The following is a 26,346-nucleotide window of genomic DNA, read 5'->3' on the forward strand; positions in this document are numbered from 1 at the left end:
TTATTCGAAGAGAATCGATGTGAAAGTACTGACTGTATTTGGTACGCGCCCGGAAGCCATCAAGATGGCACCGTTGGTGCATGCGTTGGCAAAAGATCCTTTTTTTGAGGCTAAAGTTTGCGTCACTGCGCAGCATCGGGAGATGCTCGATCAGGTGCTGAAACTCTTTTCCATTGTACCTGACTACGATCTCAACATAATGCAGCCAGGACAGGGCCTTACAGAGATAACCTGTCGGATTCTGGAAGGGCTAAAACCAATTCTTGCCGAGTTCAAACCAGATGTCGTGCTGGTTCACGGCGATACTACGACGACGCTGGCAACCAGCCTGGCGGCGTTTTATCAGCGTATTCCTGTTGGTCACGTTGAGGCTGGTCTGCGCACGGGCGATCTCTATTCGCCGTGGCCGGAAGAGGCTAACCGTACATTGACCGGGCATCTGGCGATGTATCACTTCTCTCCAACCGAAACTTCCCGGCAAAACTTGCTGCGTGAAAACGTTGCGGATAGCCGAATCTTCATTACCGGTAATACAGTTATTGATGCACTGTTATGGGTGCGTGACCAGGTGATGAGCAGCGATACGCTGCGTTCAGAACTGGCGGCAAATTACCCGTTTATCGATCCCGATAAAAAGATGATTCTGGTGACCGGTCACAGGCGTGAGAGCTTTGGTCGTGGTTTTGAAGAAATCTGCCATGCACTGGCAGACATCGCCACCACGCACCAGGACATCCAGATTGTCTATCCGGTGCATCTCAACCCGAACGTCAGAGAGCCGGTCAATCGCATTCTGGGGCACGTGAAAAATGTCATTCTGATCGATCCCCAGGAGTATTTACCGTTTGTCTGGCTGATGAACCACGCCTGGCTGATTTTGACCGACTCAGGCGGCATTCAGGAAGAAGCGCCTTCGCTGGGGAAACCGGTGCTGGTAATGCGCGATACCACTGAGCGTCCGGAAGCGGTGACGGCGGGTACGGTGCGTCTGGTAGGCACGGATAAGCAGCGAATTGTCGAGGAAGTGACGCGTCTTTTAAAAGACGAAAACGAATATCAAGCTATGAGCCGCGCCCATAACCCGTATGGTGATGGTCAGGCATGCTCTCGCATTCTGGAAGCGTTAAAAAATAATCGGATATCACTATGAGTTTTGCGACCATTTCTGTTATCGGACTGGGTTACATCGGGCTGCCTACAGCAGCTGCGTTTGCCTCTCGGCAAAAACAGGTGATTGGTGTCGATATCAACCAACACGCAGTTGATACCATCAATCGTGGCGAAATCCATATCGTCGAACCTGATTTGGCGAGCGTAGTAAAAACTGCCGTAGAAGGCGGTTTTTTACGAGCGAGCACGACGCCAGTTGAAGCGGATGCCTGGCTGATTGCTGTACCCACGCCGTTTAAAGGCGATCATGAGCCAGATATGACCTACGTTGAATCGGCTGCTCGCTCCATTGCGCCAGTGCTGAAAAAAGGCGCGCTGGTGATCCTTGAATCCACCTCGCCGGTGGGGTCAACCGAGAAGATGGCAGAATGGTTAGCAGAGATGCGTCCAGATCTCACTTTCCCACAGCAGGTGGGTGAGTTGGCGGACGTCAACATTGCTTACTGCCCGGAACGCGTGTTACCGGGCCAGGTTATGGTCGAGCTGATTAAAAACGATCGCGTGATTGGTGGTATGACGCCGGTTTGTTCGGCCCGCGCCAGCGAACTGTACAAAATTTTCCTCGAAGGTGAGTGTGTCGTCACTAACTCGCGGACGGCGGAAATGTGTAAGCTCACCGAAAACAGCTTCCGCGATGTGAATATCGCTTTTGCTAACGAACTGTCGCTGATTTGTGCCGATCAGGGAATTAACGTCTGGGAACTGATTCGCCTGGCGAATCGTCACCCTCGCGTTAATATTCTTCAGCCTGGTCCTGGCGTGGGCGGTCACTGCATTGCTGTTGATCCGTGGTTTATCGTGGCACAGAACCCGCAGCAGGCGCGGCTTATCCGTACCGCGCGCGAAGTGAACGATCACAAACCGTTCTGGGTTATCGATCAGGTGAAAGCGGCGGTTGCCGACTGCCTTGCTGCTACCGATAAACGCGCCAGTGAACTGAAAATCGCCTGCTTTGGTCTGGCGTTTAAACCGAATATTGATGACCTGCGCGAAAGCCCGGCGATGGAAATCGCTGAACTGATCGCCCAGTGGCATAGCGGCGAAACTCTGGTTGTTGAGCCTAACATCCACCAGTTGCCGAAAAAACTGACCGGGCTTTGTACTCTGGCGCAGCTTGACGAGGCGCTGGCAACGGCAGACGTGCTGGTGATGCTGGTCGATCATAGTCAGTTCAAAGTTATCAATGGCGACAATGTCCATCAGCAGTATGTCGTCGATGCCAAAGGAGTCTGGCGCTGATGAGAAAAATTCTGATAACAGGTGGTGCCGGGTTTATTGGCTCGGCGCTGGTGCGTTATATCATCAACGAAACGAGCGACGCGGTGGTAGTGGTCGATAAGCTGACCTACGCCGGAAATCTGATGTCGCTGGCACCGGTCGCGCAAAGCGAGCGCTTTGCCTTTGAGAAAGTTGATATCTGCGATCGGGCAGAACTGGCGCGCGTATTCACTGAGCATCAGCCAGACTGTGTCATGCATCTGGCAGCCGAAAGCCATGTTGACCGTTCTATTGACGGCCCGGCAGCGTTTGTTGAAACCAACATTGTCGGGACTTATACATTGCTTGAAGCGGCGCGGGCTTACTGGAATGCGCTGACGGAAGATAAAAAATCAGCGTTCCGTTTTCATCATATCTCTACCGACGAAGTATATGGTGACCTGCACTCGACGGATGATTTCTTCACCGAAACCACGCCGTATGCGCCGAGCAGCCCTTATTCCGCGTCAAAAGCCAGCAGCGACCATCTGGTGCGCGCCTGGCTGCGGACCTATGGTCTGCCGACGCTTATCACCAACTGCTCGAATAACTACGGCCCTTACCACTTTCCGGAAAAACTGATCCCGCTGATGATCCTCAACGCGCTGGCGGGTAAACCGCTGCCGGTATATGGCAACGGGCAGCAAATCCGTGACTGGCTGTATGTTGATGATCACGCCCGCGCGCTGTATTGCGTGGCGACCACAGGGAAAGTCGGTGAAACCTATAATATTGGTGGTCACAACGAGCGTAAGAATCTCGATGTTGTGGAAACCATTTGCGAGCTGCTGGAAGAACTGGCTCCGAATAAGCCGCACGGCGTGGCGCACTATCGTGACCTGATCACCTTTGTCGCTGACCGTCCGGGGCATGATCTGCGTTATGCCATTGATGCTTCGAAAATTGCCCGTGAACTTGGCTGGCTGCCGCAGGAAACCTTTGAAAGTGGAATGCGTAAAACGGTGCAGTGGTATCTGGCTAATGAAAGCTGGTGTAAGCAGGTGCAGGACGGCAGCTATCAGGGCGAGCGTTTAGGTCTGAAAGGCTAATTTTCAGCGGAGGTAAACATGAAAGGTATTATCCTGGCGGGCGGTTCCGGCACCCGATTGCATCCGATTACGCGCGGCGTATCGAAGCAACTGTTGCCGATTTACGATAAGCCAATGATTTACTATCCGCTGTCGGTGCTGATGCTGGCCGGTATCCGCGAAATTCTCATCATCACTACGCCGGAAGATAAAGGTTATTTCCAGCGCCTGCTGGGCGATGGTAGTGAGTTCGGTATCCAGCTGGAATATGCCGAGCAGCCCAGTCCGGACGGTCTGGCGCAGGCCTTTATCATCGGTGAAACCTTCCTCAACGGTGAACCTTCTTGTCTGGTGCTGGGCGATAACATCTTCTTCGGACAGGGCTTCAGTCCGAAGCTGCGTCATGTTGCGGCGCGCACGCAAGGCGCGACGGTATTTGGCTATCAGGTGATGGATCCGGAACGCTTTGGCGTCGTGGAGTTTGACGACAATTTCCGCGCTATCTCGCTGGAAGAAAAGCCAAAACAGCCGAAGTCAAACTGGGCGGTGACCGGGCTTTATTTCTACGACAGTAAAGTCGTGGAGTACGCAAAGCAGGTGAAGCCGTCGGAGCGTGGTGAACTGGAGATTACCTCCATCAACCAGATGTACCTCGAGGCGGGCAACCTGACCGTTGAACTGCTCGGGCGCGGATTTGCCTGGCTGGACACTGGCACTCACGACAGCCTGATTGAAGCCAGCACCTTTGTACAGACGGTGGAAAAACGCCAGGGCTTTAAGATTGCCTGCCTGGAAGAGATCGCCTGGCGTAACGGCTGGCTTGATGACGAAGGCGTGAAGCGCGCCGCCAGCTCGCTGGCGAAAACTGGCTACGGCCAATATCTGCTGGAGTTACTTCGTGCCCGTCCGCGCCAGTATTGAGCCACTAACCTGGGAAAACGCCTTCTTTGGTGTTAACAGCGCCATTGTGCGCATTAGTCCTGAAGCACCGCTCCTGACGCCAGACGCCTTAGCGCCGTGGTCACGGGTGCAGGCCAAAATTGCGGCATCAAATACGGATGAACTGGATGCCTTGCAACAGCTGGGATTCTCCCTGGTAGAAGGTGAAGTTGATTTGGCGCTACCCGTAAACAATGTCAGTGATAGTGGTGCTGTAGTGGCACAAGAGACCGATATTCCCGCATTACGTCAGTTAGCCAGCGCCGCATTTGCGCAAAGCCGTTTTCGTGCGCCGTGGTATGCGCCTGACGCCAGCGGTCGCTTTTATGCACAGTGGATTGAAAATGCCGTGCGCGGCACCTTTGATCATCAATGCCTCATTTTACGTTCGGCGTCCGGCGATATTCGTGGCTATGTCTCTTTACGGGAACTCAATGCGACAGATGCGCGAATTGGCCTGCTGGCTGGACGCGGTGCAGGTGCTGAGCTGATGCAAACAGCGCTAAACTGGGCGTATGCTCGCGGTAAAACAACTTTGCGGGTGGCGACCCAAATGGGCAACACCGCCGCGCTAAAACGATACATACAAAGTGGTGCGAATGTAGAAAGCACCGCGTACTGGTTATACAGGTGATCACATGATTCCATTTAACGCACCGCCGGTGGTGGGAACCGAACTCGACTATATGCAGTCGGCAATGGGTAGTGGCAAACTGTGTGGCGATGGCGGTTTTACCCGTCGCTGCCAGCAGTGGCTGGAGCAACGTTTTGGCAGCGCCAAAGTGTTACTGACGCCATCCTGCACCGCTTCGCTGGAGATGGCGGCGCTGCTGCTCGATATCCAGCCTGGCGATGAAGTGATCATGCCGAGCTACACCTTTGTCTCCACCGCCAATGCCTTTGTGCTGCGTGGCGCAAAAATCGTTTTTGTGGATGTTCGCCCGGACACCATGAACATCGACGAAACGCTGATTGAAGCGGCGATCACCGACAAAACGCGCGTTATCGTGCCGGTCCATTACGCGGGTGTGGCCTGCGAAATGGACACCATTATGGCGTTGGCGAAAAAGCATAATCTGTTTGTGGTGGAAGATGCTGCTCAGGGCGTGATGTCCACTTACAAAGGGCGTGCACTGGGAACCATTGGTCATATTGGCTGCTTTAGCTTCCATGAAACCAAAAACTACACGGCGGGCGGTGAAGGCGGCGCGACGCTGATTAACGATAAAGCGTTGATCGAACGAGCCGAGATCATCCGTGAAAAAGGCACAAACCGCAGCCAGTTCTTCCGTGGTCAGGTCGATAAATATACCTGGCGCGATATTGGCTCCAGCTATTTGATGTCCGATCTGCAAGCTGCGTACCTGTGGGCGCAACTGGAAGCAGCGGATCGTATCAATCAGCAACGTCTGGCGCTGTGGCAAAACTACTACGATGCGTTAGCACCTCTGGCGAAAGCCGGGCGTATCGAGCTGCCGTCGATTCCCGATGGCTGCGTGCAGAACGCGCATATGTTCTACATTAAACTGCGGGATATTGATGACCGGAGCGCGTTGATTAACTTTCTGAAAGAAGCGGAAATCATGGCGGTGTTCCATTACATTCCGCTGCACGGTTGCCCTGCGGGGGAACGCTTTGGTGAGTTCCACGGTGAAGATCGCTACACCACCAAAGAGAGCGAGCGCCTGCTGCGCCTGCCGCTGTTCTACAACCTGTCGCCCGTCAATCAGCGTACGGTAATTGCGACTTTGTTGAACTACTTCTCCTGATATGTCGTTGGCAAAAGCGTCCTTGTGGACGGCGGCCAGTACACTGGTCAAGATTGGTGCCGGGTTACTGGTCGGTAAGTTGCTGGCGGTGTCATTTGGTCCGGCGGGGCTTGGGCTGGCGGCAAATTTCCGCCAGTTGATTACCGTGCTCGGCGTGCTTGCCGGGGCGGGCATCTTTAATGGCGTAACCAAATACGTTGCTCAGTACCATGATAATCCGCAGCAGCTGCGCCGCGTGGTCGGCACTTCATCAGCGATGGTACTTGGTTTCTCTACGCTGATGGCGCTGGTTTTTGTGCTGGCAGCTGCGCCAATCAGCCAGGGATTGTTTGGTAATACCGACTATCAGGGGCTGGTGCGTTTAGTGGCGCTGGTGCAAATGGGGATCGCCTGGGGCAACCTGTTACTGGCGCTGATGAAAGGCTTTCGCGATGCCGCAGGTAATGCGTTATCCCTGATTGTCGGCAGCTTGATTGGCGTTCTCGCGTACTACGTCAGTTACCGTTTGGGCGGTTATGAAGGGGCGTTGCTGGGGCTGGCGTTGATTCCCGCGCTGGTGGTGATTCCTGCCGTCATCATGCTAATTAAGCGTGGTGCAATCCCGTTAAGCTATCTGAAACCCAGCTGGGATAACGGCCTGGCAGGGCAGTTGAGCAAATTTACGCTCATGGCGTTGATTACGTCGGTGACCTTGCCTGTTGCTTACATCATGATGCGTAAACTGCTGGCGGCGCAGTATAGCTGGGATGAGGTGGGGATCTGGCAAGGGGTGAGCAGTATTTCCGATGCCTACCTGCAATTTATTACGGCATCGTTCAGCGTATATTTGCTGCCCACGTTGTCGCGGCTAACGGAAAAGCGCGATATCACCCGGGAAGTGGTTAAATCGCTGAAATTCGTCTTACCGGCAGTGGCGGCGGCGAGTTTTACCGTCTGGTTGCTGCGTGATTTTGCTATCTGGCTGCTGTTGTCGAATAAATTTACCGCTATGCGCGATCTCTTTGCCTGGCAGTTAGTGGGTGATGTGTTAAAAGTGGGCGCTTATGTCTTTGGTTATCTGGTGATCGCCAAAGCGTCACTGCGGTTTTATATTCTGGCGGAAGTCAGCCAGTTCACTTTATTGATGGTATTTGCCCACTGGCTAATCCCTGCGCATGGTGCACTGGGCGCGGCGCAGGCCTATATGGCAACCTATATCGTCTATTTTTCTCTTTGTTGTGGCGTGTTTTTACTCTGGCGTAGGCGGGCATGACTGTACTGATTCACGTACTGGGATCGGATATCCCTCACCATAACCGAACCGTTTTGCGGTTTTTCAATGACGCGCTGGCCGCGACGAGCGAGCACGCGCGCGAGTTTATGGTTGTTGGCAAGGACGACGGCTTAAGTGATAGCTGTCTGGCGCTTTCTGTGCAATTTTTCCCTGGGAAAAAATCGCTGGCGGAAGCGGTCATCGCGAAAGCAAAAGCTAACCGTCAGCAGCGTTTTTTCTTCCACGGTCAGTTCAATCCCACACTGTGGCTGGCTCTGCTGAGTGGTGGCATTAAGCCCAGCCAGTTTTACTGGCATATCTGGGGGGCAGACCTGTACGAACTTTCCAGTGGCTTGAGATATAAGCTTTTTTACCCACTACGTCGCCTGGCGCAAAAGCGAGTCGGCTGTGTATTTGCCACCCGCGGTGATTTGAGCTTTTTTGCCAAAACGCACCCAAAGGTGCGGGGCGAACTGCTGTACTTCCCGACGCGGATGGACTCTTCTCTTAATACGATGGTGAACGATCGGCAACGTGAAGTAAAAATGACCATTCTGGTGGGGAACTCCGGTGACCGCAGCAATGAGCATATTGCTGCCTTGCGCGCCGTTCATCAGCAATTTGGCGATACGGTAAAAGTGGTGGTGCCGATGGGATATCCGCCTAATAACGAAGCGTACATCGAGGAAGTTCGTCAGGCGGGACTGGAGTTATTCAGCGAAGAAAATCTGCAAGTTCTGAGCGAAAAACTGGAATTTGACGCCTATCTGACGCTACTTCGTCAGTGCGATCTCGGTTACTTTATTTTTGCCCGCCAGCAGGGCATTGGTACGCTTTGCTTACTGATTCAGGCGGGCATTCCTTGTGTGCTTAACCGGGAAAATCCGTTCTGGCAGGATATGACGGAACAGCATTTGCCAGTACTGTTTACTACCGATGATCTCAACGAGGATATTGTGCGTGAAGCGCAGCGCCAGTTGGCGTCGGTGGATAAAAACACCATTGCCTTCTTTAGCCCTAACTATCTACAAGGCTGGCAGCGGGCGTTGGCGATTGCCGCCGGGGAGGTCGCATGAGTCTGCTGCAATTCAGTGGCCTGTTTGTTGTCTGGCTGCTCTGCACGCTGTTTATTGCCACGCTGACCTGGTTTGAGTTTCGCCGTGTGCGCTTTAACTTCAATGTCTTCTTTTCATTGCTGTTTTTGCTCACCTTTTTCTTCGGCTTTCCGCTGACCAGCGTGCTGGTATTTCGCTTTGATGTTGGTGTCGCGCCGCCAGAAATCTTGTTGCAGGCGTTGCTTTCTGCAGGCTGCTTCTACGCGGTTTACTATGTCACCTACAAAACCCGTCTACGCAAACGCGTTGCTGATGCACCGCGCCGTCCGCTGTTTACCATGAACCGCGTGGAGACCAATCTCACGTGGGTGATCCTGATGGTCATCGCTCTGGTGAGCGTCGGCATCTTCTTCATGCACAACGGCTTTTTGCTGTTCCGGCTTAATTCTTACAGTCAGATCTTTTCCAGCGAAGTCTCCGGCGTGGCATTAAAACGCTTCTTTTACTTTTTCATCCCGGCGATGCTGGTGGTTTATTTTCTGCGCCAGGATAGCAAAGCGTGGCTGTTTTTCCTCGTCAGCACGGTTGCCTTTGGCTTGTTGACTTACATGATTGTCGGCGGCACTCGCGCCAATATCATCATCGCATTCGCTATCTTCCTGTTTATTGGCATTATTCGCGGCTGGATTTCGTTGTGGATGCTGGCGGCGGCGGGCGTGCTGGGGATTGTGGGCATGTTCTGGCTGGCGCTAAAACGCTATGGAATGAATGTGAGCGGCGATGAAGCGTTCTATACGTTTCTCTATCTCACTCGCGACACCTTCTCGCCGTGGGAGAATCTGGCGTTGCTGTTGCAGAACTACGACAACATCGACTTCCAGGGCCTGGCTCCAATTGTCCGCGATTTCTATGTCTTTATCCCTTCCTGGCTGTGGCCGGGTCGCCCGAGTATGGTGCTGAACTCCGCCAACTACTTTACCTGGGAAGTACTGAATAACCACTCCGGACTGGCGATCTCGCCTACGCTTATAGGCTCACTGGTGGTGATGGGCGGCGCGTTGTTCATCCCGCTCGGGGCGATTGTTGTTGGACTGATCATCAAATGGTTCGACTGGCTGTATGAGCTGGGCAACCGCGAGACTAATCGCTATAAGGCTGCGATATTGCACAGTTTCTGCTTCGGGGCGATCTTCAATATGATCGTGCTGGCGCGTGAAGGGCTGGATTCGTTTGTCTCACGCGTGGTCTTTTTTATCGTGGTCTTCGGCGCATGTCTGATGATCGCAAAACTGTTGTACTGGCTTTTTGAAAGCGCCGGACTCATTCATAAACGAACAAAATCATCGCTCCGGACGCAGGTTGAAGGATAACAATGAATAACAACACCACGGCACCGACCTATACGCTGCGTGGCTTACAGTTGATTGGTTGGCGTGATATGCAGCATGCCCTCGATTATCTGTTCGCTGACGGGCAGCTTAAGCAGGGAACGCTGGTTGCCATTAATGCCGAAAAAATGCTGACCATTGAAGATAACGCCGAGGTCAGGGAGTTAATTAACGCTGCCGAATTTAAATATGCGGATGGCATCAGCGTTGTACGTTCAGTACGTAAAAAGTACCCGCAGGCGCAGGTTTCCCGCGTTGCTGGGGCCGATCTCTGGGAAGAGCTGATGGCGCGCGCAGGCAAAGAAGGGACACCGGTATTTCTTGTGGGCGGTAAATCTGAAGTGCTGGCGCAAACTGAAGCTAAACTGCGCAACCAGTGGAATGTGAATATCGTTGGCAGCCAGGATGGTTATTTTAAACCCGAGCAGCGTCAGGCGCTGTTTGAACGCATTCATGCCAGCGGAGCGCAAATCGTCACCGTTGCGATGGGATCGCCAAAGCAGGAGATCTTCATGCGCGACTGCCGTCTGGTGCATCCAGATGCGCTGTATATGGGCGTTGGCGGGACCTACGATGTTTTCACCGGTCACGTAAAACGCGCACCGAAAATCTGGCAAACGCTGGGGCTGGAGTGGCTCTACCGCCTGCTTTCGCAGCCGAGCCGCATTAAGCGTCAGCTTCGTTTGCTGCGTTATTTACGCTGGCATTACACCGGCAACCTCTGATTTTCCTCTCTTTGTAAAGCGACGAAGTGGTCACTTCGTCGCCTGTCTGCTTTTTTATTACACAAAGCATTCAAATTTTTAATGCTTTATTTGCCATTTCTCCTGAATTACGAAAACATTCGCAACACTCGATGTACCCATAACGATAACCGGTAATACCGGAAAGCATGCAAACACAACACGAGGATTTATGGCAGATAACAAACCAGAGCTACAGCGTGGGCTGGAAGCTCGACATATCGAACTCATCGCCCTGGGGGGCACCATTGGCGTCGGCCTGTTTATGGGGGCCGCCAGTACCCTGAAATGGGCCGGGCCATCCGTATTGTTGGCCTATATCATCGCCGGGCTGTTCGTCTTTTTCATCATGCGTTCAATGGGCGAAATGTTGTTCCTCGAACCGGTTACCGGTTCGTTCGCCGTTTACGCGCATCGTTATATGAGCCCGTTCTTTGGTTATCTCACCGCCTGGTCTTACTGGTTTATGTGGATGGCGGTGGGGATCTCAGAAATCACCGCCATTGGCGTTTATGTCCAGTTCTGGTTCCCGGAGATGGCGCAGTGGATACCCGCATTGATCGCGGTGGCGCTGGTGGCGTTGGCGAATCTGGTTGCGGTGAGGTTGTACGGCGAAATCGAGTTCTGGTTCGCGATGATCAAAGTCACCACGATTATCGTGATGATTGTCATTGGCCTGGGCGTGATTTTCTTTGGCTTTGGCAATGGCGGGCAGTCGATTGGTTTTAGCAATCTCACAGAGCATGGCGGTTTCTTTGCGGGTGGCTGGAAAGGGTTCCTGACCGCATTGTGTATTGTGGTGGCGTCCTACCAGGGCGTGGAGCTGATTGGCATTACTGCCGGTGAAGCGAAGAATCCGCAGGTGACGCTGCGCAGTGCCGTAGGCAAAGTGTTGTGGCGTATCCTGATTTTCTACGTAGGCGCGATTTTCGTTATCGTCACCATCTTCCCGTGGAATGAAATAGGCAGTAACGGCAGCCCGTTCGTACTGACTTTCGCCAAAATCGGCATTACCGCAGCGGCGGGCATTATCAACTTTGTGGTGCTGACGGCTGCGCTCTCTGGCTGTAACAGCGGCATGTACAGTTGCGGACGTATGCTCTACGCATTGGCGAAAAACCGTCAGTTACCGACGGCGATGGCGAAAGTTTCCCGTCACGGCGTACCGGTTGCGGGTGTGGCAGTATCTATTGCTATCCTGTTAATTGGCTCATGCCTGAACTACATCATTCCCAATCCGCAGCGTGTGTTTGTCTACGTCTACAGTGCCAGCGTGCTTCCGGGGATGGTGCCATGGTTTGTGATATTGATTAGCCAGCTGCGTTTTCGTCGTGCGCATAAAGCGGCAATTGCCAGCCATCCGTTCCGCTCAATCCTGTTCCCGTGGGCCAACTACGTAACAATGGCATTCCTGATTTGCGTTTTGATCGGCATGTACTTTAATGAAGATACGCGTATGTCGCTGTTTGTCGGCATCATCTTTATGCTGACGGTGACGGCGATTTATAAAGTTTTTGGGCTTAATCGCCACGGTAAAGCGCATAAACTGGAGAAATAAGCAGCAAAGCGCACAAACCGTAACCAAACGCGCAATTTATTTAAAAAGGGACTAGACAGAGGGGTGGGAAGTCCGTATTATCCACCCCCGCAACGGCGCTAAGCGCCCGTAGCTCAGCTGGATAGAGCGCTGCCCTCCGGAGGCAGAGGTCTCAGGTTCGAATCCTGTCGGGCGCGCCATTTAGTCCCGGCGCTTGAGCTGCGGTGGTAGTAATACCGCGTAACAAGATTTGTAGTGGTGGCTATAGCTCAGTTGGTAGAGCCCTGGATTGTGATTCCAGTTGTCGTGGGTTCGAATCCCATTAGCCACCCCATTATTAGAAGTTGTGACAATGCGAAGGTGGCGGAATTGGTAGACGCGCTAGCTTCAGGTGTTAGTGTCCTTACGGACGTGGGGGTTCAAGTCCCCCCCCTCGCACCACGACTTTAAAGAATTGAACTAAAAATTCAAAAAGCAGTATTTCGGCGAGTAGCGCAGCTTGGTAGCGCAACTGGTTTGGGACCAGTGGGTCGGAGGTTCGAATCCTCTCTCGCCGACCAATTTTGAACCCCGCTTCGGCGGGGTTTTTTGTTTTCTGTGCATTTCGTCACTTTCCCTTCGCAATAAACGCCCGTAATAACGCATTGCGCCACGGTATGATTTCGCCCTTAACTTATTGAAGGATGACTTCAGGCAAGGAGCGACCATGCTGCAACAGGTTCCAACGCGTGCTTTTCATGTGATGGCGAAACCGAGCGGTTCCGATTGTAATCTGAACTGTGACTACTGTTTTTATCTCGAAAAACAATCCCTTTACCGCGAAAAGCCAGTCACGCATATGGACGATGACACGCTGGAAGCGTATGTCCGTCACTATATCGCTGCCAGCGAAACCCAAAACGAAGTGGCTTTTACCTGGCAGGGCGGCGAACCAACGTTACTCGGGCTGGATTTTTACCGCCGTGCCGTGGCGCTACAGGCGAAATATGGTGCTGGCAGGAAGATAAGTAACAGCTTCCAGACTAACGGCGTGCTGCTTGATGACGAATGGTGTGCATTTCTGGCAGAAAATCATTTTCTTGTTGGGTTATCGCTGGATGGTCCGGCTGAGATCCACAATCAATATCGCGTGACCAAAGGCGGCAGACCAACGCATAAGCTGGTGATGCGTGCCCTGACGCTCCTGCAAAAACATCATGTCGACTATAACGTGCTGGTCTGCGTAAATCGCACCAGTGCGTTACAACCTTTGCAAATCTATGATTTTCTGTGTGATGCAGGCGTTGAGTTTATCCAGTTTATTCCTGTGGTCGAACGCCTGGCTGATGAAACGGCTGTTCATGCTGGACTTAAGCTACATGCTCCCGGCGATATTCAGGGCGAACTGACGGAATGGTCGGTGTGCCCGCAAGAGTTCGGTGAGTTTCTGGTGGCGATTTTCGACCACTGGATTAAGCGCGACGTCGGCAAGATTTTTGTAATGAATATCGAATGGGCGTTCGCCAATTTTGTCGGCGCACCGGGCGCGGTTTGCCATCATCAGCCAACCTGTGGGCGCTCGGTGATTGTTGAGCACAACGGTGACGTTTATGCCTGCGATCACTATGTTTATCCGCAGTATCGACTAGGGAATATGCTTCAGCAGATGATTGCAGAAATGATTGATTCCCCGCAACAGCAGGCATTTGGTGAAGATAAATTCAAGCAGTTACCGGCACAGTGTCGCAGTTGCAACGTGTTAAAAGCGTGCTGGGGAGGCTGCCCGAAACACCGCTTTATGCTCGATGCCAGCGGCAAACCCGGGCTGAATTATTTGTGTGCCGGGTATCAGCGTTATTTCCGCCATCTACCGCCATATCTTAAAGCAATGGCTGATTTGCTGGCGCACGGTCGTCCGGCCAGCGACATTATGCAGGCGCATTTGATGGTGGTGAATAAGTAAAAAAGCGGCCATTTTGTGGCCGCCTGCGGTTGATTGCCGGATAAGGCGTTCACGCCGCATCCGGCAAGGTCAGTGTGGCCCGATGTAGCGATAGCGCCGGCTTAATCAGATTTAATCTGCGCGCGTGGTGGATATTTTTTCAGGATCTCCATATACGCGTGCATTTCGGTCTGTAGCGGTACACCCATTGGGATATGGCGCACGCCGATGGAGTCGCTTTCCTGCGGATCGGTGTACAGGTTAAACACCGACGATCCCGCCGTTTGCATTACTGTGCCGGTGAATCCACCCTGATACCCGCTCTGGGTATACGCGTAAGGTTGCTGAATCAGGACGTGATACTTGAACTCATCCATACGCACAGCAGCGAGTTTACCGTTGAGGAAGTAGTGCTCGGCCTTACGGTTAGACTGACCATTTGTTCCCAGGAAGAAAGATGTCTGGTCCACACCATCGATAAAGGTGGTTTTCGGTACTAAATTCGCTACTTTCGCCCCAGGATGCCCCGCCAGATCCAGCGCCGTAGGGAAGAGATCCGCCAGATCGACAATGCCGTCAGATTTACGCGGTTGGATCATGCCTTTCCAGTAAACGAAGGTTGGCACACGAACGCCGCCTTCCCATGTAGAACCTTTCGCACCGCGGAACGGTGTGCGACCGTGCGGCGGAACTTCGGCTTCCGGACCGTTATCAGAGGTGAACACAATCAGCGTGTTATCAAGCTGACCGTTTTTCTCCAGTGCTTTATACAGATTGGCGAAGATATCGTTCATCTCCACCATGCAGTCGCCGTAAGAGGTGCGCGCCGGAGAGCTACCCGCATATTTCGCATTTGGGTAGTTATCGAAGTGACAGCCGCGAGTGCCGTAGTAGAGGAAGAAAGGCTTATCGCTCTTCGCCATCTTGTCGAGGAACTTAACGCCATATTCCATCCAGCGTTGATCCAGGTCTTCCATATATTTCGGCGTAATGTCGGCAATGGCTTCCTGTTCACCGCCGCGCACGGCATGAACGTCATCTTTGCTGAACGGCAGTTTTTGGATGTATTCAGAACGATCCGGGCTCAGGGCGACTTCCGGGTTGACATGAACATCACGCCATTCGGTATACATATCGGACACCGAGTTAAAGCCGCGGAAATCATCAAAGCCAACGTTCTGCGGCTGCGACTCTTTGTTTTCCCCCATATGCCATTTCCCGATGGCCTGGGTGACGTAGCCCTGATCATGCAGCAACTGCGGCAGCGTGGTTAACCCTTGCAGACCGCCCGGTTGCCCGTACATTGGCGGCATCAGAATGCCGTGGTGGATGGAGTATTGTCCGGTAAGAATCGTGGCGCGGGTTGGGGAAGAACTCGGTTGAGAATACGCCGAAGTTAAAATCAGCCCCTGGCTGGCAACGGCGTCGATATCTGGTGTAGGGTTACCCACCGCCACGCCGCCGCCGTTAAAGCCAACATCCATCCAGCCCACATCATCCAGCAAGAAAACAACCACGTTCGGTTTCTTACCGGTTTTTTTCTCAAGTTCTGCCAGCTTCTGCTGGGTTTCTTTGTCTTGTGCAGGATGCTGCATCACCGGCATCATGTTGTCGGCAATAGTGGTCGCCGGTTTAACCAGATGCTGGTTTGGGTGATCGTATCCGGCAAAGCCTTTGCGTGCGGTGGCGGTTGACGGGGTATCTGCTGCGCTGGCTATGAGAGGAAGAGCTGCGGCGACAGCAACAACAAGAAGTTTGGGTGAAAACGAAAATTCCATGCAAAATGCTCCGGTTTCATGTCGTCAAAATGATGACGTAATTAAGCATTGATAATTGAGATCCCTCTCCCTGACAGGATGATTGCATAAATAATAGTGATAAAAATAAATTATTTATTTATCCAGAAAATGAATTGAAAAATCAGGAGAGCATTTTCAATCCTACCTCTGGCGCAGGTGATATGTAAGGCGGTGATGTTATATCGCGTTGATTATTGATGCTGTTTTTAGTTTTAACGGCAATTAATATATATGTTATTAATTGAATGACTTTTATTATTCATTATATATATGTGTAGAATTGTGCGCAGGAGAAATATTCACTCAGGAAGTTATTACTCAGGAAGCAAAGAGGATTACAGAATTATCTCATAACAAGTGTTAAGGGATGTTATTTCCCGGTTCTCTGTGGCATAATAAACGAGTAGATGCTCATTCCATCTCTTATGTTCGCCTTAGTGCCTCATAAACTCCGGAATGACGCAGAGCCGTTTACGGTGCTTATCGTCCACTGACAGATGTCGCTTATGCCTCATCAGACACCATGGACACAACGTTGAGTGAAGCACCCACTTGTTGTCATACAGACCTGTTTTAACGCCTGCTCCGTAATAAGAGCAGGCGTTTTTTTATGTATCAGAAAGGTCCCGGAGGAGCTTGCCTCCGGGTGAGAAAGAGCTACTGTGGCGGGTTGTTCTGCAACGTTAACATCAAACCGTCGCGACGCATCGCTGCGGCTTCTTCCGGCTTGTGCAGTCTGTCCAGCGCGTCGGCAAGCCATGCGTAATCGTAGGCGTCCGGACGTTGTTTCAGCGCTGCGCGGAAGGCGAGCGATGCTTCCTGCCATTCTCCGTGTTTCATCAGCGACTGACCCAGTGTGCTCCACAACAGCGGGCGATCGCCCACGTTTTTGATCTGTTGGCGCAGCACTTTTTCCAGCTGTTCCGGGTTATTGGTTTTCAGACGCGGGATCGGCAGCAGCAGGCGATCGTCATACTGGCGTTTCAGGCCATCGATGATAATTTGCTGGGCAGTATCATGATCGTCACACTCAATAAGATGTTCCGCCATTGCCACCTGCAAGGCCACCTGATGACGCGTTTTCCGGCTTTGGTTTTTCCACCAGTTACGCAAACCTTCACTACCGTTATCGGCACGCGCCTGATCCATCAGGCCAATCCATGCCTGTTGTTCCAGCATTGCACGATGTTCTTCATCACCAACATGGGCTTTCGCCATTGATGGGATGATATCCAGCAGCGAACTCCATGCACCAGTGCGGATATACGCCTGTTCCGCCAGACGTAATACTTCCGGATGGCGTGGCGTAACTTCCAGCAGCTTATCCACGCCGTGACGTGCTGCATGGTTTTCATTACGGGCCAGTTGCAGACGTACACGGGTGATTTCTACCGGAATGGTGTCATTGCCGGCCAGCTCCGCTGCGCGTTCCAGATGTTGGTTGGCGCGTGCTTCATCACCACGTTGTTGCGCGGCTTCGGCTGCCAGTAGATAGTTCACCACCGGTTGTTCAGCGTGATCGGCATTTTTCGCCATCAGCTTTTCAACTTGCTGATAATCGCCTTCCGCCAGTTTCAGCAGCGCCTGTTCGGTCTGCTTACGTGCACGGCGACGCTTACGTCCGACAAACCACCCACGGGTGTGCGCGCCTGTGCGGAAGATTCGCCGCAGTAGCCACTCAATGGCAAACAGCACTACCATCGCCAGAATCAAAATAATCGCGAGGCCCGTGACGCTAGTTTCAATATTGTAGTTGTCGGTCTGGATCAGCACGTAACCCTGATGGCCGGCAATCATCGGGCCAACCACGATCCCCGCAATCAGCAACACAAAGAGCAATAACACTTTTAGCATGGTTATTCTCCTTGCGGCGCGGCTGCCGGAGCATCAGCTTGCGGTGTAGGTGCAGGTGCAGGTGCAGGTTTAGCTTCCGTTGTCCCTGCTGCCGGTTGTGCCAGCAGGTTACGCACGCGGGTCTGCATCAATTTTTCCAGCATCGCCTGGCTTTGCAGGGTTTCCGGAAGATCCATCGAGATATTTTGCTGGCTTAACTGGTCCACCTCGTCGAGGAACGCTTTGGTGGTGGCATCATCAGTATCGTAGTAAGCACGTACCCAGGTGGAGACGTTCTCCAGCGCCTGGCGATAAGTCTCTTCCTGGTGACGCGGTACAGCTTGTGCTGCGACCAGCAGGCGAGAGCGAATATTTTCGCGCAGATAGATATCCTGATTTGGCGCTAACAGCGGTACGGCGGTGTCATCACGACGGCGAATCGTAATGAAGTTGTCCATAAAGTTCTGCCAGCTTTTTTGCAGATTGATACGCCATTCGCTGATGGAACTGGAAAGCTCTTCACCGTCGGAATCCATCGGCGAACCATCGCTGTCATTATCAGCCAGACGCAGATTATCTACCTGATTTGAAAGCTGATTAAGCTTAAGGATGATACCGTCATAATCCACCTGCGATACCGCAGAAAGGCTGGCGATATCATCGGTAATTGCCCGACGAACGGTAATCAGACTCGGGTCATTCATATCCGCCAGGCTGGCATCTGCACTTTTCAGCAACGCTGCAGCGGTCGTGACGTCTTGATCGCTCCACAGCTTCCGTCCTGCGAGTTTCACCAGAAAATCGGCCTGAGCCAGCAGCCAGGTTTTAGCATCGCTGCCGGAAATGGTGGCGACCTTTTGTTGGACTTCATCCAACTGTTTTGCCAGCGTTTCTTGCTGACGATTCGCCTGCTCAAGCTGTACAGCTTGTTGCTTGATAATGCCTTCCAGCTCGGCTTTTTGGCTCTCCTGGGCTTTTTGCAATGCCGTCAGTTGGTTAGCCAGGGCATCGCTGGTGGCGGTCTGATTGACGGCCTGTTGTTTACCCCAGCCATACAAACCGACGCCCGCCGCCAGAGCAATAGCGATAGCCACCGCGCTGAGAATCAATGCGGTATTGTTCTTACTCTTTTTTTCTGTTGCGACAGGTTGTGACGTGGTGTCCACGGCCTCCCTGGTCTCTTCAACCACGGCGGAGGTTTTTTCTTGTTCCGTCATTATGGCTTCCTGTTATGAGAGTTATTGTAATGCCCGTAAAAGCGCATCGTTGTCAGCGTTATCGGCGACCTTAATGTCTTGCCAGCCCAGTTCCCGGGCGAGTTTCGCCAAACGCTCACTGACGACCAATAGTCGACAGCGTAGTAACCAGTGCTCACGATACCATTGTGGGATCAGCGACCAGAGTTGCTGCAACATTTCACCGCTGGTAACAACGACCGTCGTCACCTCGCGGGATTGCCAGCGCATCGCTTCTTCTGCACCATCGTAATGGATTGCGCATCGTTGATAACATTCACAAAAAGTGACCTCAGCACCGCGCGCCGTCAGGGAATCCCCAATTAGCTCACGACCGCCATTGCCACGTAATATCAGCGCACGTTTGCCCGCAATATTTTGTAATTCAGGTAATTGTAGCAAGACTTCGCTGATTTCCCGATCCTGCGGGTAGAGAATCTTCTGTCCGCTTACGGTATGTAGTGCCAGTGCGGTGGTGCGTCCAATGGCGAAATAATCAGGTAGTCGGGGCCATTTACGATCTTGCTGATGCAGCTGTGATTGGGCAAAAGCAACCGCGTGTTGCGAGAGGGCAAACAACAGATCGCTCTCTCCCAGCGCTGCCAGTTGATCAGCAAGTTGCGGTAATTGTCGACCCGGAGAAAACTCAATCAGCGGAAAATGCCAGGCCACCTGCCCCAGTGTGCGCAGACGGCTCACTAACTCTTCTCCTGCGGGAGACGGGCGGGTGACTAGGATAGTCATGCCGGGGCGTCTCCGTTATAGACTTCAGCGAGGATCTCGCGCGCGCCGTTATTCAGTAGCTCTTCTGCCAGCGAAATCCCCATTTGTTCGGCATCTTGCGGCGCACCGCGGCGTTCACCGCGAATAATCAGCGAACCGTCCGGCGCGCCGACCAACGCACGCAGCCAGATTTCGCCATCAATAAGCTCGGCGTAGCTACCAATTGGTACCTGACATCCGCCTTCGAGACGGGTATTCATGGCGCGTTCTGCGGTAACGCGCAGTGCAGTTTCGTGGTGATTCAGCGCGGCAAGCAGCTCGCGAGTGCGTGTATCATCAAGGCGGCATTCAATGCCCACCGCACCTTGTCCTACCGCCGGAAGAGAAATCTCGGGTGGCAACGCGGCGCGAATGCGTGACTCCAGACCTAAACGTTTTAGTCCGGCTACGGCAAGAATGATGGCATCGTATTCGCCGTTATCCAGTTTGCTCAGGCGAGTGCCGACGTTGCCGCGCAGGGAGCGGATAATCAGATCCGGGCGGCGTTCAGCCAGTTGGCACTGGCGACGTAAACTGGACGTCCCGACGATACTGCCTGCCGGTAACGCATCCAGACTGTCATAGTTATTGGACACAAAGGCATCGCGAGGATCTTCACGCTCACAAATAGTGACCAGTCCCAGACCTTGCGGGAATTCAACCGGCACATCTTTCATTGAATGTACGGCGATATCGGCGCGATTTTCGAGGAGCGCGACTTCCAGCTCTTTTACAAATAAGCCTTTTCCGCCTACTTTCGCCAGCGGCGTATCAAGAATCACATCGCCGCGCGTCACCATCGGTACCAGTTCAACGACCAGGCCCGGATGGCTCGCCATCAACTTGTCTTTGACATAGTGTGCCTGCCAGAGTGCAAGTGGGCTTTGGCGTGTGGCAATTCTTAAAACATTGTCTAACATGCTTGTTACCGTCATTATCATCCGTGGTCCATCCTAACATCCTTGCCAGAGCGATGTCAGTGTTGTGGTGAAACGTAGACGCCTGCGCAAACCGTAAAATGAGGTCTGGCAGTGGATCCTGACAGGCGTTTCACGCCGTCGTAATAAGGAATTTACAGAGAATAAACGGTGCTACACTTGTATGTAGCGCATCTTTCTTTACGGTCAATCAGCAAGGTGTTAAATTGATCACGTTTTAGACCATTTTTTCGTCGTGAAACTAAAAAAACCAGGCGCGAAAAGTGGTAACGGTTACCTTTGACATACGAAATATCCCGAATGCCGCGTGTTACCGTTGATGTTGGCGGAATCACAGTCATGACGGGTAGCAAATCAGGCGATACGTCTTGTACCTCTATATTGAGACTCTGAAACAGAGACTGGATGCCATAAATCAATTGCGTGTGGATCGCGCGCTTGCTGCTATGGGGCCTGCATTCCAACAGGTCTACAGTCTACTGCCGACATTGTTGCACTATCACCATCCGCTAATGCCGGGTTACCTTGATGGTAACGTTCCCAAAGGCATTTGCCTTTACACGCCTGATGAAACTCAACGCCACTACCTGAACGAGCTTGAACTGTATCGTGGAATGTCAGTACAGGACCCACCGAAAGGTGAGCTTCCAATTACTGGTGTATACACCATGGGCAGCACCTCGTCCGTAGGGCAAAGTTGTTCCTCTGACCTGGATATCTGGGTCTGTCATCAATCCTGGCTCGATAGCGAAGAGCGCCAGTTGCTACAACGTAAATGTAGTCTGCTGGAAAGCTGGGCCGCCTCGCTGGGTGTGGAAGTCAGCTTCTTCCTGATTGATGAAAACCGTTTCCGTCATAATGAAAGCGGCAGCCTGGGGGGCGAAGATTGTGGCTCCACCCAGCATATACTGCTGCTTGACGAATTTTATCGTACCGCCGTGCGTCTCGCCGGTAAGCGTATTCTGTGGAATATGGTGCCGTGCGACGAAGAAGAGCATTACGACGACTATGTGATGACGCTTTACGCGCAGGGCGTGCTGACGCCAAATGAATGGCTGGATCTTGGTGGCTTAAGCTCACTTTCTGCTGAAGAGTACTTTGGTGCCAGCCTTTGGCAGCTCTACAAGAGTATCGATTCCCCGTACAAAGCGGTACTGAAAACACTGCTGCTGGAAGCCTATTCCTGGGAATACCCGAACCCACGACTGCTGGCGAAAGATATCAAACAGCGTTTGCACGATGGCGAGATTGTATCGTTTGGCCTCGATCCATACTGCATGATGCTGGAGCGTGTTACGGAATACCTGACGGCGATTGAAGATTTCACCCGTCTGGATTTAGTACGCCGCTGCTTCTATTTAAAAGTGTGCGAAAAACTCAGCCGCGAACGCGCCTGCGTAGGCTGGCGTCGTGAAGTGCTAACCCAGTTAGTGAAAGAGTGGGAATGGGACGATGCGCGTCTGGCAATGCTCGATAACCGCGCTAACTGGAAGATTGATCAGGTGCGTGAGGCGCACAACGAGCTGCTCGATGCAATGATGCAGAGCTACCGTAATTTGATCCGCTTTGCGCGTCGCAATAACCTTAGCGTCTCCGCCAGTCCGCAGGATATCGGCGTACTGACACGTAAGCTGTACGCCGCGTTTGAAGCATTGCCAGGTAAAGTGACGCTGGTAAACCCGCAGATTTCGCCCGATCTCTCGGAACCGAATCTGACCTTTATTTATGTGCCGCCGGGCCGGGCTAACCGTTCAGGTTGGTATCTGTATAACCGCGCGCCAAATATTGAGTCGATCATCAGCCATCAGCCGCTGGAATATAACCGTTACCTGAATAAACTGGTGGCGTGGGCATGGTTTAACGGCCTGCTGACCTCGCGCACCCGCTTGTATATTAAAGGCAACGGCATTGTCGATTTGCCTAAGTTGCAGGAGATGGTCGCCGACGTGTCGCACCATTTCCCGCTGCGCCTGCCTGCACCGACGCCAAAAGCGCTCTACAGCCCATGTGAGATTCGCCATCTGGCGATTATCGTTAACCTGGAATATGACCCGACAGCTGCGTTCCGCAATCAGGTGGTGCATTTTGATTTCCGTAAGCTGGACGTCTTCAGCTTTGGCGAGAATCAAAATTGCCTGGTGGGTAGCGTTGACCTGCTGTATCGCAACTCGTGGAACGAAGTGCGTACGCTGCACTTCAACGGTGAGCAGTCGATGATTGAAGCCCTGAAAACCATTCTCGGTAAAATGCATCAGGACGCCGCACCGCCAGATAGCGTGGAAGTCTTCTGTTATAGCCAGCATCTGCGCGGGTTAATCCGTACTCGCGTGCAGCAACTGGTTTCTGAGTGTATTGAACTGCGTCTTTCCAGCACCCGCCAGGAAACCGGACGTTTCAAGGCGCTGCGCGTTTCTGGTCAAACCTGGGGCTTATTCTTCGAACGCCTGAATGTATCGGTACAGAAACTAGAAAATGCCATCGAGTTTTATGGCGCTATTTCGCATAACAAACTGCACGGCCTGTCAGTGCAGGTTGAAACCAATCACGTCAAATTACCGGCGGTGGTGGACGGCTTTGCCAGCGAAGGGATCATCCAGTTCTTCTTCGAAGAAACGCAAGACGAGAATGGCTTTAATATCTACATTCTCGACGAAAGCAACCGGGTTGAGGTGTATCACCACTGCGAAGGCAGCAAAGAGGAGCTGGTGCGTGACGTCAGTCGCTTCTACTCGTCATCGCACGACCGTTTTACCTACGGCTCAAGCTTCATCAACTTCAACCTGCCGCAGTTCTATCAGATTGTGAAGGTTGATGGTCGTGAACAGGTGATTCCGTTCCGCACCAAATCGATTGGCAACATGCCGCCTGCCAATCAGGATCACGACACGCCGCTATTACAGCAGTATTTTTCGTGATGAGCGTGCCGGAAAGCGAGGCTTATCCGGCATGCAATCTTAGCGGAAACTGACTGTTTCACCCGCTTGCTGCGTTGCCGCCTGTTCCAGCAAATCCCAGAAGGTTTCGCCGCTACGATCGCAAATCCACTCATCGCCTTTCAGATCAAAATGGTAGCCGCCCTGTTTGGTTGCCAGCCATACCTGGTGCAGCGGTTCCTGGCGGTTGATAATGATTTTGCTCCCGTTTTCAAAGGTAATGGTCAGTACACCGCCGTTGATTTCGCAGTCGATATCGCTATCGCCATCCCAGTCGTCCAGACGCTCTTCAATGGTCAGCCACAGTTGATCAGCCAGGCGATGAAATTCACTGTCGTTCATTGTTGTATCCTGTTTTTAAGTGATGGCGGCAGTATAGCGGCATGGGGTCAGAGCTTCAAAGTTTGCTCAATGTCTGGTGTTTTGTGGCACTCTTCCTCCGTCGTCAAGATGATGATGTCATCATTGGATGAAAACATGTTCTGATCCAGATTACGTGTCCTGGCCGGACAGGGCGATGCGGTTCGATAAAGTTGGCTACCGATCCAGGTATAAACATAGCGATTGTCATAAGCGAAACGTTCGGTGGTTTTCAATGGTCCATCAATAGCAAAAATTTGAATATCATCGCGTAAACGGGAAGAGCGCATAAAGTAACCATGGCCTTTCCCGGCGTTAATCCGTTGTTTCAGGAAAGGTGCAGAAGAGTCGAGCGTTATTATTTCCAGGGTGTCTTCACCAAAAGGAGACAATTTCGCAATGTACAGATGATTTTTGTACTGCGCGACACGATCGGTGATGGGATGAAATGCTTTCGGGTCAATATCGGGGAGTTTCTCCCATTGACTCCATTGCTGGTCTGTAGAGCGAAGCTTACGCCAGCTAACATCGGTTTCGCCGACGAGAAAAGAGCCTTCGCCATCAGAATATTGAGCAATGTTAACGGATGAGTTATAGGGGATTCCCGTTGGAATAAACGCACCATCCTCAAGAAGTCTGCCGTCAAGCTCACCACTACGGTAGTTTGCCCAATAGCCATATCCTGAATCTTTGGTTTTCCATTTCACCCGCACGGCTTTGGTATTGGGAGTTGGGTAGCGCCAAAGCTGTGAGCCATCGAATGCGTAAACATAACGATCGTCGTGTGCATACCATTTCTTGTAATGGGGGCTATCGCTAAGGTGAGCCTCATGCTCGTCAGGAACACGATAATCCATCAGGATAAGCGGCCCGGAAGAATCGAATACCTGGAGGCCATCTTCTTCTTCACCATCAGCTGGTAATTTGGTCAATAAATAGCCGTGAGTTCTTCCCGCGTTAAAGCGTTTATCTATCACCAAACCAGGATTATCCAGTGTGACGATATTTAGCCTATTTTCGCCAAATCCCGTTTTTTTGATGGTGTACAGCTTGTCCTGATACTGAGCAACGGTATTACTAAGAGGATGAAATTGTTCTGGATCGAGGCCGGGTAGGACTTCTTGCTGGCATTCTGGCCCTTTGCGCCATGAAACAGAGTGTTCCTGCAAAGTGAACGCCGCGCAGCTATTTGCCCTATCTTTGTCCAGATTTCCCTGATTCAGCACCTTCCGGTGCAGGCCGCTTTTATCTCGCCAGGTTAATAACGAACCGGGCATCCAGCGTACGACAGTAAATGTCTCTGGGTCGGCTTTAAGCTGTTCGCCATTGATTATGATTTTGGTCCGTGTACGGGCTAACGTATCCCAGGGGCCAAATGGTACGGCAACGCAGGGGTTAAACGTGGTGGAAAACTTTCCTCGCTGATCCCAGGACTTCTGCGCCAGCACACGGAAACTCTCGGGGTCAGCGAGGCGATGTCCATCGACATATAAGAAATTAGCGTCACGTAATATCAGCCCCAGAAAGTCAGGTTTCCAGGGGGAACGGAATTTCACCTGATGCAGCGTTTTAATATCTAGACTATTTTCTCCGCCATTGTCATCGGTGCGCGTGCCTTCAAAATAGAGACTGTGTTTATCTGCGGCAAAATCACCCCATGCCTTGAACGAGGCGACATCGACGGGAGGTTTGTCTGGCGGGTTTTGCACAACTTCACCCGCGTAGAGGATATAGCGACCATCGCTATGCCAGGAGTAATGAGGATACCAGGCCTGTGCGCCTTCATAGAGGTAGTCGGTTGTCAGATCAGTCAGAGGAGGTACTTTATCCCATTTGTCTAGTGTTGTCGGGTCTATTAATAAATTGGGTAAACGGCGCAAACTTTTGTAATTCACGTCAGGAAGAGAAAGATTTGTTTCTTTATAAGGGCGCAGGTATACCACGCCTTTTCCCTGTTTCTGGTAAATATTATGTTCAGGCGCGGAAAGCCGACATCCCCATGCCGACGATAAAAACAACGAACAAGACAACAAACAAACCACATTGCGAAAGTGCATAAAGCCATCCTGGCGCGAGGTGTTGATCACGAAACTGCTAGCAGAACATAAATCCTCACAAGTAAGCGTAACTCTCGCAGCAAATCGTCACTTTTCAGAATCCATAAAGGTCATCGCTATTTTCTGATAGTTGCTGGAATAAACGTGATATTTTCATTCACGATATAAACACAATCCCGGAACTGCCCCATAGTACGGCTAATAGCATAAAAATATTCCGGATTGACCCCTGGAAGGGAGGCAATGTGGGATTCCGCCCCCCGTTGCCTTCTTTATTGTCTTTCACGAGTTGTACCCAGGTTCCACCACGGGTATCTAACATTCGCCACATTATTACGCTTTCTGCCGAACGTGATTTTTATAGAAATCT

Annotated in this window: 20 protein-coding genes and 4 tRNA genes; 17 read left to right on the forward strand and 7 right to left on the reverse strand. The window is 52.1% G+C overall.

Going from position 1 to position 26,346, the window contains the following annotated elements:
• Nucleotides 1–19: 19 nt before the first annotated feature.
• From wecB to ACJHWT_RS15360, 16 genes are all read left to right on the forward strand, one after another.
• Entirely contained in the window at nt 20–1,150 is a 1,131-nt protein-coding gene (gene wecB / locus ACJHWT_RS15285; protein ID WP_000866670.1) for a non-hydrolyzing UDP-N-acetylglucosamine 2-epimerase, read from the forward strand.
• The gene (gene wecC, locus ACJHWT_RS15290; RefSeq protein ID WP_000006610.1) at nt 1,147–2,409 is read left to right on the forward strand and encodes a UDP-N-acetyl-D-mannosamine dehydrogenase; all 1,263 of its coding nucleotides are present in this window, start codon (nt 1,147–1,149) and stop codon (nt 2,407–2,409) included. Before wecB ends, wecC begins: the two co-directional genes overlap by 4 nt.
• A complete protein-coding gene (gene rffG, locus ACJHWT_RS15295) occupies nt 2,409–3,476 on the forward strand; it encodes a dTDP-glucose 4,6-dehydratase (RefSeq protein ID WP_001226614.1) in 1,068 nt (355 codons plus the stop codon). Before wecC ends, rffG begins: the two co-directional genes overlap by 1 nt.
• Nucleotides 3,477–3,494: 18 nt before the next feature.
• Nucleotides 3,495–4,376 carry a glucose-1-phosphate thymidylyltransferase RfbA gene (rfbA, locus tag ACJHWT_RS15300; RefSeq protein WP_000676063.1) on the forward strand — a complete coding sequence of 294 codons (882 nt, stop codon included), beginning with the start codon at nt 3,495–3,497 and terminating at the stop codon, nt 4,374–4,376.
• Entirely contained in the window at nt 4,354–5,028 is a 675-nt protein-coding gene (gene rffC, locus ACJHWT_RS15305) for a dTDP-4-amino-4,6-dideoxy-D-galactose acyltransferase (RefSeq protein WP_001145171.1), read from the forward strand. The genes rfbA and rffC overlap by 23 nt, the downstream gene beginning before the upstream one ends.
• Before the next feature lie 4 nt (nt 5,029–5,032).
• The gene (rffA, locus tag ACJHWT_RS15310) at nt 5,033–6,163 is read left to right on the forward strand and encodes a dTDP-4-amino-4,6-dideoxygalactose transaminase (RefSeq protein ID WP_000612044.1); all 1,131 of its coding nucleotides are present in this window, start codon (nt 5,033–5,035) and stop codon (nt 6,161–6,163) included.
• Nucleotide 6,164: 1 nt separating this feature from the next.
• Nucleotides 6,165–7,415, forward strand: coding sequence for a lipid III flippase WzxE (wzxE, locus tag ACJHWT_RS15315; RefSeq protein WP_000050271.1), 1,251 nt, complete (start codon nt 6,165–6,167; stop codon nt 7,413–7,415).
• The gene (rffT, locus tag ACJHWT_RS15320) at nt 7,412–8,491 is read left to right on the forward strand and encodes a TDP-N-acetylfucosamine:lipid II N-acetylfucosaminyltransferase (RefSeq protein WP_000217216.1); all 1,080 of its coding nucleotides are present in this window, start codon (nt 7,412–7,414) and stop codon (nt 8,489–8,491) included. The genes wzxE and rffT overlap by 4 nt, the downstream gene beginning before the upstream one ends.
• Nucleotides 8,488–9,840, forward strand: a complete 1,353-nt coding sequence (wzyE, locus tag ACJHWT_RS15325; RefSeq protein ID WP_000055122.1) for an ECA oligosaccharide polymerase — start codon at nt 8,488–8,490, stop codon at nt 9,838–9,840. The genes rffT and wzyE overlap by 4 nt, the downstream gene beginning before the upstream one ends.
• Before the next feature lie 2 nt (nt 9,841–9,842).
• The gene (wecG, locus tag ACJHWT_RS15330) at nt 9,843–10,583 is read left to right on the forward strand and encodes a lipopolysaccharide N-acetylmannosaminouronosyltransferase (protein WP_001064045.1); all 741 of its coding nucleotides are present in this window, start codon (nt 9,843–9,845) and stop codon (nt 10,581–10,583) included.
• 190 nt (nt 10,584–10,773) lie between these two features.
• Nucleotides 10,774–12,159 carry a bifunctional threonine/serine APC transporter ThrP gene (thrP, locus tag ACJHWT_RS15335; protein WP_000774747.1) on the forward strand — a complete coding sequence of 462 codons (1,386 nt, stop codon included), beginning with the start codon at nt 10,774–10,776 and terminating at the stop codon, nt 12,157–12,159.
• Nucleotides 12,160–12,261: 102 nt separating this feature from the next.
• Nucleotides 12,262–12,338: transfer RNA gene (locus tag ACJHWT_RS15340), tRNA-Arg, on the forward strand.
• 58 nt (nt 12,339–12,396) lie between these two features.
• Nucleotides 12,397–12,472 (forward strand) — tRNA-His (locus ACJHWT_RS15345).
• A gap of 20 nt (nt 12,473–12,492) precedes the next feature.
• A tRNA-Leu gene (locus tag ACJHWT_RS15350) sits at nt 12,493–12,579 on the forward strand.
• Between the two features lie 42 nt (nt 12,580–12,621).
• Nucleotides 12,622–12,698 (forward strand) — tRNA-Pro (locus ACJHWT_RS15355).
• 146 nt (nt 12,699–12,844) lie between these two features.
• Nucleotides 12,845–14,080 carry an anaerobic sulfatase maturase gene (locus tag ACJHWT_RS15360; protein WP_000941551.1) on the forward strand — a complete coding sequence of 412 codons (1,236 nt, stop codon included), beginning with the start codon at nt 12,845–12,847 and terminating at the stop codon, nt 14,078–14,080.
• Between the two features lie 101 nt (nt 14,081–14,181).
• On the opposite strand, the gene aslA is transcribed toward ACJHWT_RS15360, so the two are convergent.
• The 5 genes from aslA to hemC all read right to left on the reverse strand — a co-directional run bounded on the left by aslA (nt 14,182) and on the right by hemC (nt 20,608).
• Nucleotides 14,182–15,837: an arylsulfatase AslA gene (aslA, locus tag ACJHWT_RS15365; protein ID WP_065203450.1), complete on the reverse strand. Its 1,656-nt coding sequence runs from the start codon at nt 15,835–15,837 to the stop codon at nt 14,182–14,184.
• Between the two features lie 678 nt (nt 15,838–16,515).
• The gene (hemY, locus tag ACJHWT_RS15370) at nt 16,516–17,712 is read right to left on the reverse strand and encodes a protoheme IX biogenesis protein HemY (RefSeq protein WP_000921791.1); all 1,197 of its coding nucleotides are present in this window, start codon (nt 17,710–17,712) and stop codon (nt 16,516–16,518) included.
• A gap of 2 nt (nt 17,713–17,714) precedes the next feature.
• A complete protein-coding gene (gene hemX, locus ACJHWT_RS15375) occupies nt 17,715–18,908 on the reverse strand; it encodes a uroporphyrinogen-III C-methyltransferase (protein WP_000139100.1) in 1,194 nt (397 codons plus the stop codon).
• A 21-nt stretch (nt 18,909–18,929) separates the two neighbouring features.
• Nucleotides 18,930–19,670, reverse strand: coding sequence for a uroporphyrinogen-III synthase (hemD, locus tag ACJHWT_RS15380; RefSeq protein WP_000154264.1), 741 nt, complete (start codon nt 19,668–19,670; stop codon nt 18,930–18,932).
• Nucleotides 19,667–20,608, reverse strand: coding sequence for a hydroxymethylbilane synthase (hemC, locus tag ACJHWT_RS15385; RefSeq protein ID WP_001318148.1), 942 nt, complete (start codon nt 20,606–20,608; stop codon nt 19,667–19,669). Before hemC ends, hemD begins: the two co-directional genes overlap by 4 nt.
• Before the next feature lie 386 nt (nt 20,609–20,994).
• On the opposite strand from hemC, the gene cyaA reads away from it, so the two are divergent.
• Nucleotides 20,995–23,541, forward strand: a complete 2,547-nt coding sequence (cyaA, locus tag ACJHWT_RS15390) for a class I adenylate cyclase (protein WP_000281696.1) — start codon at nt 20,995–20,997, stop codon at nt 23,539–23,541.
• Nucleotides 23,542–23,580: 39 nt separating this feature from the next.
• Here the strand turns inward: cyaA and cyaY are convergent, their stop codons facing one another.
• Together cyaY and ACJHWT_RS15400 are read right to left on the reverse strand one after the other, a co-directional pair.
• A complete protein-coding gene (cyaY, locus tag ACJHWT_RS15395; protein ID WP_000999947.1) occupies nt 23,581–23,901 on the reverse strand; it encodes an iron donor protein CyaY in 321 nt (106 codons plus the stop codon).
• Between the two features lie 47 nt (nt 23,902–23,948).
• Nucleotides 23,949–26,006: a hypothetical protein gene (locus ACJHWT_RS15400; RefSeq protein WP_000611183.1), complete on the reverse strand. Its 2,058-nt coding sequence runs from the start codon at nt 26,004–26,006 to the stop codon at nt 23,949–23,951.
• Between the last annotated feature and the right edge of the window lie 340 nt (nt 26,007–26,346).

This window comes from Escherichia sp. WS338 (assembly GCF_046486405.1).
Taxonomy (GTDB): Bacteria; Pseudomonadota; Gammaproteobacteria; order Enterobacterales; family Enterobacteriaceae; genus Escherichia; species Escherichia coli.

Excerpts from the sequence above, each read along its gene's own strand:
- wecC (WP_000006610.1), top strand. The coding sequence starts at position 1,147 with ATGAGTTTTGCGACCATTTCTGTTATCGGACTGGGTTACATCGGGCTG.
- rffG (WP_001226614.1), top strand. The coding sequence starts at position 2,409 with ATGAGAAAAATTCTGATAACAGGTGGTGCCGGGTTTATTGGCTCGGCG.
- rfbA (WP_000676063.1), top strand. The coding sequence starts at position 3,495 with ATGAAAGGTATTATCCTGGCGGGCGGTTCCGGCACCCGATTGCATCCG.
- rffA (WP_000612044.1), top strand. The coding sequence starts at position 5,033 with ATGATTCCATTTAACGCACCGCCGGTGGTGGGAACCGAACTCGACTAT.
- wzxE (WP_000050271.1), top strand. The coding sequence starts at position 6,165 with ATGTCGTTGGCAAAAGCGTCCTTGTGGACGGCGGCCAGTACACTGGTC.
- rffT (WP_000217216.1), top strand. The coding sequence starts at position 7,412 with ATGACTGTACTGATTCACGTACTGGGATCGGATATCCCTCACCATAAC.
- wzyE (WP_000055122.1), top strand. The coding sequence starts at position 8,488 with ATGAGTCTGCTGCAATTCAGTGGCCTGTTTGTTGTCTGGCTGCTCTGC.
- wecG (WP_001064045.1), top strand. The coding sequence starts at position 9,843 with ATGAATAACAACACCACGGCACCGACCTATACGCTGCGTGGCTTACAG.
- thrP (WP_000774747.1), top strand. The coding sequence starts at position 10,774 with ATGGCAGATAACAAACCAGAGCTACAGCGTGGGCTGGAAGCTCGACAT.
- ACJHWT_RS15360 (WP_000941551.1), top strand. The coding sequence starts at position 12,845 with ATGCTGCAACAGGTTCCAACGCGTGCTTTTCATGTGATGGCGAAACCG.
- aslA (WP_065203450.1), bottom strand. The coding sequence starts at position 15,837 with ATGGAATTTTCGTTTTCACCCAAACTTCTTGTTGTTGCTGTCGCCGCA.
- hemY (WP_000921791.1), bottom strand. The coding sequence starts at position 17,712 with ATGCTAAAAGTGTTATTGCTCTTTGTGTTGCTGATTGCGGGGATCGTG.
- hemX (WP_000139100.1), bottom strand. The coding sequence starts at position 18,908 with ATGACGGAACAAGAAAAAACCTCCGCCGTGGTTGAAGAGACCAGGGAG.
- hemD (WP_000154264.1), bottom strand. The coding sequence starts at position 19,670 with ATGACTATCCTAGTCACCCGCCCGTCTCCCGCAGGAGAAGAGTTAGTG.
- hemC (WP_001318148.1), bottom strand. The coding sequence starts at position 20,608 with ATGTTAGACAATGTTTTAAGAATTGCCACACGCCAAAGCCCACTTGCA.
- cyaY (WP_000999947.1), bottom strand. The coding sequence starts at position 23,901 with ATGAACGACAGTGAATTTCATCGCCTGGCTGATCAACTGTGGCTGACC.